Origin of the sequence: Burkholderia sp. B10, assembly GCF_004368385.1 — a bacterium.
Taxonomy (GTDB): domain Bacteria; phylum Pseudomonadota; class Gammaproteobacteria; order Burkholderiales; family Burkholderiaceae; genus Burkholderia; species Burkholderia vietnamiensis.
Genome location: NZ_PQMX01000035.1, coordinates 59,128 through 70,023, shown reverse-complemented (window position 1 = coordinate 70,023; position 10,896 = coordinate 59,128). Strand labels below are relative to the sequence as shown.

Annotated in this window: 10 protein-coding genes and 2 pseudogenes; 6 read left to right on the top strand and 6 right to left on the bottom strand. The window is 68.0% G+C overall.

The window, feature by feature from the left end:
- Positions 1-554 precede the first annotated feature (554 nt).
- From C3Y15_RS18505 to C3Y15_RS18490, 4 genes and pseudogenes are all read left to right on the top strand, one after another.
- Positions 555-1,319 carry an SDR family oxidoreductase gene (locus C3Y15_RS18505; protein WP_069246400.1) on the top strand — a complete coding sequence of 255 codons (765 nt, stop codon included), beginning with the start codon at positions 555-557 and terminating at the stop codon, positions 1,317-1,319.
- Between the two features lie 5 nt (positions 1,320-1,324).
- Positions 1,325-1,660, top strand: a pseudogene (locus C3Y15_RS18500) (cupin domain-containing protein); the annotation flags it as partial.
- A gap of 31 nt (positions 1,661-1,691) precedes the next feature.
- A complete protein-coding gene (gene hutC, locus C3Y15_RS18495; RefSeq protein ID WP_011881076.1) occupies positions 1,692-2,429 on the top strand; it encodes a histidine utilization repressor in 738 nt (245 codons plus the stop codon).
- A 283-nt stretch (positions 2,430-2,712) separates the two neighbouring features.
- Positions 2,713-3,576: a LysR substrate-binding domain-containing protein gene (locus C3Y15_RS18490; protein ID WP_011881077.1), complete on the top strand. Its 864-nt coding sequence runs from the start codon at positions 2,713-2,715 to the stop codon at positions 3,574-3,576.
- A 21-nt stretch (positions 3,577-3,597) separates the two neighbouring features.
- Here C3Y15_RS18490 and C3Y15_RS18485 read toward each other — a convergent pair.
- Positions 3,598-4,119 (bottom strand): annotated as a pseudogene (locus C3Y15_RS18485) (amidohydrolase family protein); the annotation flags it as partial.
- Between the two features lie 770 nt (positions 4,120-4,889).
- Here C3Y15_RS18485 and C3Y15_RS18480 point away from each other — a divergent pair.
- Positions 4,890-5,507 (top strand): LysE family translocator, encoded by a 618-nt coding sequence (locus tag C3Y15_RS18480; protein ID WP_011881079.1) that lies wholly within the window; start codon positions 4,890-4,892, stop codon positions 5,505-5,507.
- A gap of 110 nt (positions 5,508-5,617) precedes the next feature.
- Entirely contained in the window at positions 5,618-5,866 is a 249-nt protein-coding gene (locus C3Y15_RS18475; RefSeq protein WP_011881080.1) for a hypothetical protein, read from the top strand.
- Between the two features lie 121 nt (positions 5,867-5,987).
- Here the strand turns inward: C3Y15_RS18475 and C3Y15_RS18470 are convergent, their stop codons facing one another.
- The 5 genes from C3Y15_RS18470 to C3Y15_RS18450 all read right to left on the bottom strand — a co-directional run bounded on the left by C3Y15_RS18470 (position 5,988) and on the right by C3Y15_RS18450 (position 10,886).
- The gene (locus tag C3Y15_RS18470; protein ID WP_059462708.1) at positions 5,988-7,346 is read right to left on the bottom strand and encodes an MFS transporter; all 1,359 of its coding nucleotides are present in this window, start codon (positions 7,344-7,346) and stop codon (positions 5,988-5,990) included.
- Between the two features lie 237 nt (positions 7,347-7,583).
- Positions 7,584-7,970, bottom strand: coding sequence for a 4-carboxymuconolactone decarboxylase (gene pcaC / locus C3Y15_RS18465; RefSeq protein ID WP_011881082.1), 387 nt, complete (start codon positions 7,968-7,970; stop codon positions 7,584-7,586).
- 10 nt (positions 7,971-7,980) lie between these two features.
- On the bottom strand, positions 7,981-8,766 hold the full coding sequence (pcaD, locus tag C3Y15_RS18460) for a 3-oxoadipate enol-lactonase (protein ID WP_059740511.1): 786 nt from the start codon (positions 8,764-8,766) through the stop codon (positions 7,981-7,983).
- Positions 8,767-8,782: 16 nt separating this feature from the next.
- Positions 8,783-10,141: a 3-carboxy-cis,cis-muconate cycloisomerase gene (locus C3Y15_RS18455; protein WP_011881084.1), complete on the bottom strand. Its 1,359-nt coding sequence runs from the start codon at positions 10,139-10,141 to the stop codon at positions 8,783-8,785.
- An 88-nt stretch (positions 10,142-10,229) separates the two neighbouring features.
- Positions 10,230-10,886 (bottom strand): CoA transferase subunit B, encoded by a 657-nt coding sequence (locus C3Y15_RS18450; protein ID WP_011881085.1) that lies wholly within the window; start codon positions 10,884-10,886, stop codon positions 10,230-10,232.
- Between the last annotated feature and the right edge of the window lie 10 nt (positions 10,887-10,896).

Below are 10,896 nucleotides of genomic sequence, written 5' to 3'. Positions count from 1 at the left end.
CGGTATGGCGGGTGGGGGATGGTGGGATGTTCGTTGCTGTGGATTCTGGCTGCGGGCGGCGCCGTGCCCTTGTGCCCTTGTGCCCTTGTGCCCTTGTGCCCTGGCGTCGCTGCGTCTCTGCACTCCGGCGTATTCGCCCTTGCGCCCTTGCGCCCTTGCGCCCTTGCGCCCTTGCGCCCTTGCGCCCTTGCGCCCTTGCGCCTTTGCGCCTTTGCGCCTTGCGCCTTGCGCCTTGCGCCTTGCGCCTTTGCGCGTTGGCGTTGGCGTCGGCGTCGGCGTCGGCGTCGGCGTTGGCGTTGGCGTTGGCGCATTGGCGCGTTCGTGCGTTCGTGCGTCGGTGCGTTTGCCCGTTTGCCCGTTTGCCCGTTTGCCCGTTTGCCCGTTTGCGCGTCGCGCACGCCGGCGCTACGATACGCGTCACGCGTCGCGACGCTGCGCGATCCGCTCGCGCATTCGCGCCGGCGCATCGGCGCATCGCCTGCCGTGCCGCCGCGCCTCCGCTCCGCACGTTCGCGCCCCTGTTCGCTCCCTCATCCGCACACTCGCTCACCCCCATGAATGCAACCGCTTGCGCACCCAGCGTGCGCGCCATCGTCACCGGACATACGCGCGGCCTCGGCGCATCGCTCGCCGAACAATTGCTGCAGCAGGACATCGCCGTGCTCGGCGTATCGCGCAGCCGGCATCCGTCGCTCGCCGCAACAGCCAGCGATCGCCTTGTCGAGACCGAGCTCGACCTGTCCGACGCCGCGGCCGTGGCGGCCTGGCTCACCGGCGGCGCGCTGCGCAGCTTCGTCGACGGCGCATCGCTCGTCCTGCTGTTCAACAACGCAGGCGTCGTCGACCCGATCGGCCCGCTGGCCGCGCAAGACCCGGCGCTGGTCGCGCGCGCGGTCGCGCTGAACGTCGCCGCCCCGCTGATGCTGTCGGCCGCGCTCGTGCAAGCCGCAGCGGCGCCGACCGAATGCCGCGTGCTGCACGTGTCGAGCGGCGCCGCCCGCAACGCATACGCGGGCTGGAGCGTCTACTGCGCGACGAAGGCCGCGCTCGATCACCACGCGCGCGCCGTCGCGCTCGACGCGAACCGCGCGCTGCGGATCTGCAGCGTCGCGCCGGGTGTCGTCGACACCGGCATGCAGGCAACGATCCGCTCGACCAGCGAAGCCAACTTCCCGATGCGAGAAAAATTCGACGCGCTGAAAGCGAGCGGCGCGCTGTCTACGCCCGACGAGGCCGCGCGACACCTGATCGGCTACGCGCTCAGCGACGCGTTCGGCGCCGAGCCGACGGCCGACGTCCGCAACCTGCCTGCCGGCTGAGCCGATCACCGTCACGCGCCGGTGAGCGCACGGCAATGGGAGCGGCCGCCGGCCACGACGCGCATCGCCCCAAAAGCATCGCCGCCGGCCTCGCGCCGAAGAAGACGCTGCCGTTCGTCGTACCGCCGCTGCACGAATTCGTGGCGTCGACGTTTCGCGAGCACGAACGCAGGGAATTCCCGTTCGTCCACAAGGGGCGCGTCGAGATCGAATTTCCCAACGAGACGGTGCAACTCGCGACCGGCGATTCAGTCTATTTCAACGCACTGATCCCGCACCGCACGCGCAGCGTCGGCACCCCGCAGGCGGAGATCCTGGTCATCGTCAGTCACGACGGCTAGCGTCGTCACTTCTACGCGCGAGGATCCACCGATGGTCACGAAGGCCACCGCACCGTTCCAGCAGATCAAGACGCTCGTTCGCCGGAACGTCGCGTCGGGCGAATGGCGCACGGGCGAGCGCATTCCATCCGAGCTCGATCTCGCCGCGCGCTTCGGCGTCGCGCGCATGACGGTCAATCGCGCGCTGCGCGAGCTGACCGAGGAAGGCGTGCTCGAGCGGATCTCCGGCGTCGGCACCTTCGTCGCCGAAGCGAAGCCGCAGTCGAACCTGCTGATGATCGCGCACATCCGCGACGAGATTCGCGCGCGCGGCCACGAATACCGCTGTCGCGTACTGAGCCGCGCGCGCGAGCCCGCGTCGTTCGACGTGGCCGCCGCGTTCGGGCTCGACGTCAACACGCCGGTCTTTCACGTGGTGTGCGTGCACGAGGAGAACGGCCGCCCGATCCAGCTCGAGGACCGCTACGTCAATCCGGCCGCCGCGCCCGGTTTCATCGATCAGGATTTCGAAGTCGAGCCGCCGTCCGAATACCTGTTCAACAACGTGTCGCACCACGAACTCGAAATCGAGCACGTCGTCGACGCGTCGCTGCCGACCGGCGAGCAGGCACGGCTGCTCGACATGCCCGCCGACGAGCCGTGCCTGACGCTCACGCGTCGCACCTGGACGAACGGCTTACCCGTCACGTTCGTGCACTTCGTGCATCCGGGCAATCGTTACCGGCTCGGCTCGCGCTTCAAGCCGGGCGCCGGCCGACACCAGACCTGAAGCGGTCACCGCGCCGAGCAACTTATGCCTGGCCGCTAACGCGCGGTTTCCGGGGCGTTCAGTGTCGACCGATCCGTCGTATCCCGCTACATCGACGCACCGCGCGCTTCCGCCAGAGGCGGCCGCCGAGCGCGCCCATCCAGCGCACGCGCCAGCGCTGCGTTGAACTGCGTAATGGCGTGCAGCCTCCACATCAATCGCGGTTGCCGACACGCACCGGCCATGTTAAAAATCGCCCACCGATAGTTGAAAATGAAATGCGGCGATCCAAACAAGTGCGGAAATGAATAGACCCCTGTTCGACCTCGACCTGCTGCGCGCGCTCGTGATGGTCGCGGATTGCGGCAGTTTCACGACGGCCTCCGCACGGCTGCATTCGACGCAGTCGACCGTCAGCCAGAAGGTGCGGCGGCTCGAGGAGATCGCCGGACACCGGCTGCTCGACCGCGGCACGCGCGACGTCCGGCCGACCGACGCGGGCGTGACCGTGCTGAGCTACGCGCGCCGCATGCTCGCGTTGAACGACGAGATGCTCGAAGCGCTGACGGGCGCCACCGTCGCGCTGACGATCCGGCTCGGCGTGCCCGACGATTTCGCGGCGGGCCGCACGACGCACGCGCTCGCGGCGTTCAAGCGCGATCATCCGCAGGTGAAGCTGGAAGTCACGTGCGGGCTGAGCCGCGACGTCAGCGCCGCGTACGATCGCGGCGAGCTCGACCTGGTGCTGATCAAGCAGCGGCGCGGCAGCCGCGAGGCGGTCGTGCGCTGGCCCGAGAAGCTGCGCTGGATTGACAGCGCGCGGCATCCGTCGATCGATCTCGATCCGCTGCCGATCGTCGCGTTCCCGCCGCGCGGGCTCTATCGCGACGACATGATCGAGGCGATCGAGGCACGCGGCCGGCGCTGGCGCATCGCGTTCACGACGTCGAGCCTGAGCGGCATCCAGGCGGCCGTCGCGGACGGCCTCGGCATCAGCGTGCTGCCCGCGCGCGCGGTCACCGACGAGCACGTCGTGTTGACCGCGACGCAGGGCTTCGCGCCGATCGAGAACATGGACATCGCAATCCTGCACCGGCCGACCGCCGATCCGGTGGTCAATGAACTGACGAAAGCGCTGGCGACGATGCTCGAGCACGAGCAGCACTAAGCGCGTGCGGCGGCATTGCGCTCAGAGCAGCACGCCGTCGCGCGCAACGATCTTCCCCGACGACACGACGAGCCGCCGCAGCGGCCGCGCGACTACGGCTTCCGCGAACGTCGCCACATCGACGAGCACGACGTCGGCGCGCTTGCCGGCCTCCAGGCCGTAGTCGACGAAGCCGCAGCCGCGCGCGCCGCCGTGGGTCACGCAGTCGAGCGCGACTTCGAGCGCGTCGTCGCGTCGGAAATCGTCGCGCATCGCGATCAGCATCGCGCGCTCCAGCATGTCGGGCGAACCGAACGGCGTCCACGTATCGCGCACGCCGTCGTTGCCGCCGATGACCGTCACGCCCGCCGCGCGGCACGCGGCGACCGACGGCACCGGCACCGCGGCCGGCGCGGTCGTGACGATCGCGACGCGCAGCTCGGCCATCCGCGCGAGCAGCGCGTCGCGCTCGCGTTCGGCGAGGTCGCCGAGGCAGAAGCCGTGGCTGATCGTGACTGTGCCGTGCATGCCGAGCGCGGCCGTGCGTTGCAGGATCAGGTCGAGCTTCGGCTCAGCAGCCAGGCCAATGCCCTCGAGGTATGCATGCATGTACGCTTCGAGCGTGTGATGACACGACATCGTGAGCGCCTTGCCGCGTTTTTCGTACAGATGCACCTACAGCCAGCGCTGTTGCACATAGACGTCGTCGACCCGCATCGTGAGCGCTGCGCCGATCTGCGTGAACGAAAACACCATCAACGCGATCCGTGCGCGGTCACGCAGCCCGACCGGCATCCTCACATCGATACTGTCGAGCAGTTACTCCGCTTCAGTCGCGTCGAGCACTGGCATCTTGCCCTGCTTTGTGGTGTAGGTCGGGCCCTTCACCGGCGCGGCGGAATGTACGGTCCATCTTGGCCGGTGACGAGCCCGTCGAACATGTGACAGATCGCTGCCATGCGCTGCTTGACGGTTGCGATCGACGATGCTTTGTGCGCGGGCGAAATCGCACGTTGAATGGCGGATGAGCGCCTCCGATGTGACAACGTCGATCAAACATTGCGTCATATACCACCATCGCCAAATATTCTCCGATCATTTTCTGCCCGCCGATATGGATCACATCCCTTGCACGTGGCAGGTAGCCAATTATTCAAAGACAACTTATTGAGACTGCGGACATCTTTTCTGAGAGACAACACCAGCCCATCGGCCGACGACAACAACCACCCCTCCGTACCGGCAATCGTCAATCCAACTGTACCGGTACTGTACATAAACCCGTCGCTACACTGACTCCATCCCAGCCTCGAACACGAATGGAGAACTTCGCGATGGAATTCCTCACCCTCAGCGCATTGCCGGCCGGCATGCTGTTCGCGCTCGTCACGTCGATCACGCCAGGCCCGAATAACACGATGCTGCTCGCGTCCGGCGTCAACTTCGGTTTCCGCCGCACGATGCCGCACCTGTTCGGCATCAGCAGCGGCGTTGCGATCCTGATGCTCTGCGTCGGCTTCGGCCTCGGCGAAGCGTTCCGCCGCGTGCCGTTCCTGTATACGATTCTCGAAGTCGCGAGCGTCGCCTATCTGCTGTATCTCGCATGGCGAATCGGCACGTCCGGGGAGGTAAAGGCGCACGGCGCGAAGCCGCGGCCGATGACGTTCGTCGAAGCCGCCGCGTTCCAGTGGGTGAACCCGAAAGCGTGGATGATGGTGCTGACCGCCGCGACGACGATCCGCCTGTCAGCCGACTACGGCATGAACGCCGCGTGGATGGCCGTCGTGTTCGTCATGATCGGCTTTCCGTGCATCAGCCTGTGGGCCGCCTTCGGCCAGGGCCTGCGCCGCTTCCTGTCGAACCGCCGCGCGCTGCGCATCTTCAACGTCACGATGGCCGCGCTGCTGGTCCTGTCGCTGTATCCGCTCGTCATCCACTTGCTACCGCAGTAAGCACTCACAAGTGCGCCCGTTGAGCTTCGTGCGGCGCAGGCGTACCCTTCGCGTACGGGCGCGTGCAGCCGCTTAGGCGGCTGCACCGCTGCTCTGCACGGAGGTTGTCGATGAAGCCACTGCTGAAGGCCGGCGAGCATATCGAAGGCATGCACTGGGTCGCCGAATATCGCCCGCTCACGCACGACATCCGCGTGCTGCGCGAAAACGTCGAAGTGGGCACGTACTGCGCGCCGCCGACACTGTTCGGCGACGAAGCCGAAATAGGCGCCGCCAGCCACATCGATCATCGCAGCCAGGAGGCGGCGCTGCGCGCGTATCTGCGAAATTTCGTCAAGGAACACGACGCCGAGGAATAGCGGCGCACCGGCCGCAATAGCGACGGGCCGCCGAAGCGGCCCGATCCGTCGTCGGCCGTCGCTCACCGCGCCGGCCCGCGCCGCACCAACGAACCCGGTGCGTCGCCCGCCACGCTCGCGGTCAATGCCCGAGCGACTCGACCTTCCCGGCCGGTTGCGCGGCGCCGTGCGGCCGCGCCATCTGCTTGATGAGCAGCGCGACGCATGCGAGCAGGCCGGCCACCGCGATCGTCGCGAACACCGACGCGAACGAGAAATGCCGGCGCGTCAGTTCCGCGACGAGGAACGACCCGGCGATCCCGCCGAAGCGTCCCACGCCCAGCATCCATGCGACGCCCGTGCCGCGCCCTTCGGTCGGGTAGAACGCGGCGGCAAGCGCCGGCATCGACGACTGCGCGGTGTTCATCAGCACGCCCGCGACGAACACGACCAGCACCAGCAGCCCCACATTGCCGGCAGCCTGTCCGATCGCGTACACGCTGATCGCGGTCAGCGCGTAGCAGACGGCGATCACGCGGTTCGCGTTGAAGCGGTCCATCAGCACGCCGCACAGCACCGCGCCGACGCCGCCGAGCGGGAACAGCGCGGAAATCAGCGTCGCGCTCTTCGGCGCGAGGCCGGCATCCTTCAGCAGAATCGGCATCCAGTTGATCGACGCGTAGAAGATGACGAGCCCCATGAAGTACGCGACCCACAGCATCACCGAGCCGACGAGGTAGGCGCGCGACATCACGACGCCGAGCCCCTTACCGCCCGTCTGCGGCGCCGTTTCGGTCAGCGCGAACGAGCCGGCATTCAGCGCATCGCGCGAGATGCGCGCGAGCGTCGCGCGAATGCGCTCGACGCTGCGGCCGTGCGCGACCATGAAGCGCACCGACTCGGGCATCTTCAGCAGCAACAGCACGCCGAGCAGCAACGGCGTCACGCCGCCGAGCAGCAGCACGCTGCGCCAGCCGAAATGCGGAATCATCCACGCCGCGAGAAAACCGCCGAACGCGGCGCCGAGCGGAAAACCGCAGAACATCAGATTGATCACGGTTGCGCGGCGCTTGTCCGGGCAGAACTCACCCATCATCGTGACGGCGTTCGGCATCGCGGCGCCGAGGCCGACGCCGGTGATGAACCGCAGCACCGTCAGGTGCCCGATGGTGGTCGAGAAGGCGGAAGCGAAGCACGCGACGCCGAACAGGAACACCGAACCAAGCAGCAGCGAACGCCGCCCGAGGCGGTCGGACAGCGGACCGGACACGAGCGCGCCGCACGCGAGGCCGAACAGCGCGGCGCTCAGCACCGGCGCGAGATCGGGCTTGCTGAGGTTCCATTCGCCGAGCAGCGACGGCGCAATGAAGCCGATCGCGGCCGTATCGAAGCCGTCGAGCAGCACGATCACGAAACACATGAGGAACACGAGCCACTGAAAACCACCGAACGGCTGCTCGTTGATGAAGGTCTGAACATCGACCACGGGGGTGCGATTCATCGCTAGTCTCCTTGTCGGCCGACGCTGCGCTTCGGCGCTCGCTTCGGTCCGCTCCTGCATTGATATGGATGCAACCCGCGCGGCCTCCCGACCGCGCCTTTCCTTCGCTCACGCACCGGTACGCTGCCGGCGCGTTCATTGCTCGTCGTGCTTATCGTACTTGTTGTGCTCGTCACGCTGCGCCGGCCTCGGCGCGGCGCGCGAGCGAAGCGGTGCCGGCGCGCGCGCCGGCACCGCCTATGCGGCGGCGTCCTGCTCCTTGAAGATCTTGTCGGCGAGATGAAACGCCGAGTTCGCGGCCGGCACGCCGCAGTAGATCGCAGTCTGCAGCAGCACTTCCTTGATTTCGTCGCGCGTCACGCCGTTGTTGCGCGCCGCGCGCAGGTGCAGCGCAAGCTCCTCGCCGCGGTTCAGCGCGACCATCATCGCGATGGTCAGCAGGCTGCGCGTATGGCGCGGCAGGCCGTCGCGCGTCCAGATCTCGCCCCATGCGTAGCGCGTGATCAGGTTCTGGAATTCCTCGGTCACTTCGGTGCGGTTTTCGAGCGAGCGATCGACGTGCGCGTCGCCGAGCACCGCGCGACGCACCTTCATCCCCGCTTCGTAGCGTTGCTGGTCGTCCATCGTCGGCGCCTCACGCGGTCAGGAAGTCGAGCAGCGCGCGATTGAAACCGTCGGCGCACTCGATGTTGGAAATGTGCGCGCCGTCGAATTCGACGTGACGCGCGCCGGGAATCGCGGCGGCCATCGCACGGCCCTGGTCGGGCGGCGTCGACATGTCCTTCGCGCCGGTCACGACGAGCACCGGCAGCGCAATGCCCTTCACTTCGTCGCGCAGGTCGGCTGCATTCAGCGCGTCGCAGTTCGCCGCATAGCCGTCCTTGTCGGTATGCACGAAGGTGTCGCGGATCGCGTCGAACAGGCGCGGCTCGCGTTCGACGAACGCGTCGGTGAACCAGCGCGGCAGCACCGCGTCGGCGAGCGCGGCCATCCCTTCGGCGCGCGCCTTCTGCGCACGCGGCGCCCACACTTCCGGCGAACCGATCTTTGCGGACGTGTTGGCGAGCACCGCGCGCACGATACGCGCCGGAAAGCGCGCGGCAAGCGCGGCGCCGGTCAAGCCGCCCATCGAGATCCCGCAGAAACAGGCGCGCTCGATGCCGACATGGTCGAGCAGACCGATCACGTCGCCTGCGAGCTGATCGATCGTGTACGAGCCGGCCGGCGCTTCGGAATGGCCGTGGCCGCGCGTGTCGTAGCGCAGCACGTTGAAGTGCTGCGTGAGCGGGCGAATCTGCGGCGCCCACATCTGCAGATCCGCGCCGAGCGAGTTCGAGAAGACGAGCCACGGCGCGTCGGCGCGCGCGGCACGGTCGATCCGGTAATGCAGTTTCACGCCGTTGACAGTGGCGAAAGGCATCTCTTGGTTCTCCTGGTTATTGCGCGCCCGCGTGCAGCGCGAGCACGGCGTCGACGTAGGCGTGCGCCTCGCCGACGTAATGAGCGGGATCGAGCAGCTGCGCGAGCGCGTCGCGCGACAGGTGGGCGGATACGGCCGGATCCGCCGCGAGCACGTCGAACAGCGTCGCGCCGGTGCGCACGGCCTGCTTCGACGCATGCTCGACGACATGGTGCGCATCGAGCCGGCCGATCCGGTCGCCGAGCGCGAGCATCACGGCTTCGCCGAGGATCAGCCCGTGCGTGACGTCGAGGTTCGCGGCGAGGCGCTCGGTGTTGACGTCGAGGCCCGCGGCGATCTGCGCGATCTGCGCGAGCGCGCCGCCGGTCAGGCGCGCGAGGTCGGGCAGCGCGTCCCATTCGGCCTGCCAGCCGCCGAGCGCGCGCTCATGCTCCTGCACCATCGCCGCGAACACGGTCGCCACGAGGTTCGGCGCGCGCGTCGCGGCGGTGAGCACCGCCGCGCAGCCGACCGGGTTGCGCTTGTGCGGCATCGTCGACGAGCCGCCTTTGCCGGCCGCGGCCGGTTCGCCGAGCTCGCCCACTTCGGTCTGCATCTGCAGCGACACGTCGCGCGCGATCTTGCCGAGCGTGCCGACGAGCATCCCGAAACACGACGCGGCTTCCGCGATGCGATCGCGCTGCGTATGCCACGGCACGGCCGGCAGCGCGAGCTTCAAATCGGCCGCGAGCGCGGCGCTCACGCCGGCCGCGTGTTCGCGCAGGCTCGCGAGCGTGCCGGCCGCCCCGCCGAACTGCAGCACCAGCGCACGTTCGCGCAATTCGGCGAAGCGCGTGCGATGACGCAGCAGCGCATCGAGCCATTGCGCGAACTTGAGGCCGAGCGTGATGGGGAGCGCCTGCTGCAGCCATGTGCGGCCGATCATCGGCGTCGCGCGATGCGCGCGAGCGAGCGTCGCGAGCGACGCGCACGCTTCGTCGAGCAGCGGCTCGAGCACGTCGAGCGTGTCGCGCAGCTGCAGCACGGTCGCGGTGTCGATGATGTCCTGGCTGGTCGCGCCCCAGTGCACGAACTTGGCGGCTTCCGGGTCGTCGGCCTTCACCAGCGCGGTGAGCTGCTTGACGAGCGGAATCGCCAGATTGCCGCCGAGCGCGGCGCCCTGTGCGAGCGCGTCGCCGTCGAGCCGGCCGGCGTCGCAGGCGCGTTCGATCGGCGCGACCGCCGCCGCGGGAATCACCTGCTGCGCGGCGAGCGCACGGGCGAGCGCCGCCTCGACGTCGAGCATCCGCTGGATCGTCGCACGCGGCGACCAGATCCGGTTGAGCGGCTCGGTGCCGCAGATGAGGGAAGTGAGGCGGGCGCTGTCTTCGAGCATGGCGTCAGAGTGGAAAAACGGCGTGCGGCTATTGTCTACCGAAGCGGGCCGGCGTGCGATCGAACGCGCACGCCGGCCCGCTTGCCGTTCAGGCCGCCGCCTTGCGCGTCGCGTCGATCAGCGGCACGCCGGTCAGCTTGCGCAGTTCGTCGAACGACAGGTCGGTGAAGATCTCGCTCACCGCGAGACCGTCGGCCGTCACGTCGAGCACCGCAAGATCCGTATAGATGCGGCTCACGCACTGCACGCCCGTCACCGGATACGAACACTGCGCGACGATCTTGCTCTCGCCCTGCTTCGTCAGGTGCTCCATCATCACGAACACCTGCTTCGCGCCGATCGCGAGGTCCATCGCGCCGCCGACGGCCGGAATCGCGTCGGGCGCGCCGGTATGCCAGTTCGCGAGGTCGCCGTCCGCCGACACCTGGAACGCGCCGAGCACGCAGTAGTCGAGATGGCCGCCGCGCATCATCGCGAACGAATCCGCGTGGTGAAAATACGCGCCGCCGGTGAGCAGCGTCACGTGCTGCTTGCCGGCGTTGATCAGTTCGTCGTCCTCGGCGCCGGGCGCGGGCGCCGGGCCCATCCCGAGCAGGCCGTTCTCGCTGTGCAGGAAGATCTCCTTGCTCGGATCGAGGTGGTTCGCCACCAGCGTCGGCACGCCGATGCCGAGGTTCACGTACGCGCCTTCGGGGATGTCCTGGGCGACGCGCTTGGCCATTTCATCGCGGGTCAGTCGTTTCATTTCGGTTCTC

Coding starts and splice junctions, on each gene's coding strand:
- C3Y15_RS18505 (WP_069246400.1), top strand. CDS start 555: ATGAATGCAACCGCTTGCGCACCCAGCGTGCGCGCCATCGTCACCGGA.
- hutC (WP_011881076.1), top strand. CDS start 1,692: ATGGTCACGAAGGCCACCGCACCGTTCCAGCAGATCAAGACGCTCGTT.
- C3Y15_RS18490 (WP_011881077.1), top strand. CDS start 2,713: ATGAATAGACCCCTGTTCGACCTCGACCTGCTGCGCGCGCTCGTGATG.
- C3Y15_RS18480 (WP_011881079.1), top strand. CDS start 4,890: ATGGAATTCCTCACCCTCAGCGCATTGCCGGCCGGCATGCTGTTCGCG.
- C3Y15_RS18475 (WP_011881080.1), top strand. CDS start 5,618: ATGAAGCCACTGCTGAAGGCCGGCGAGCATATCGAAGGCATGCACTGG.
- C3Y15_RS18470 (WP_059462708.1), bottom strand. CDS start 7,346: ATGAATCGCACCCCCGTGGTCGATGTTCAGACCTTCATCAACGAGCAG.
- pcaC (WP_011881082.1), bottom strand. CDS start 7,970: ATGGACGACCAGCAACGCTACGAAGCGGGGATGAAGGTGCGTCGCGCG.
- pcaD (WP_059740511.1), bottom strand. CDS start 8,766: ATGCCTTTCGCCACTGTCAACGGCGTGAAACTGCATTACCGGATCGAC.
- C3Y15_RS18455 (WP_011881084.1), bottom strand. CDS start 10,141: ATGCTCGAAGACAGCGCCCGCCTCACTTCCCTCATCTGCGGCACCGAG.
- C3Y15_RS18450 (WP_011881085.1), bottom strand. CDS start 10,886: ATGAAACGACTGACCCGCGATGAAATGGCCAAGCGCGTCGCCCAGGAC.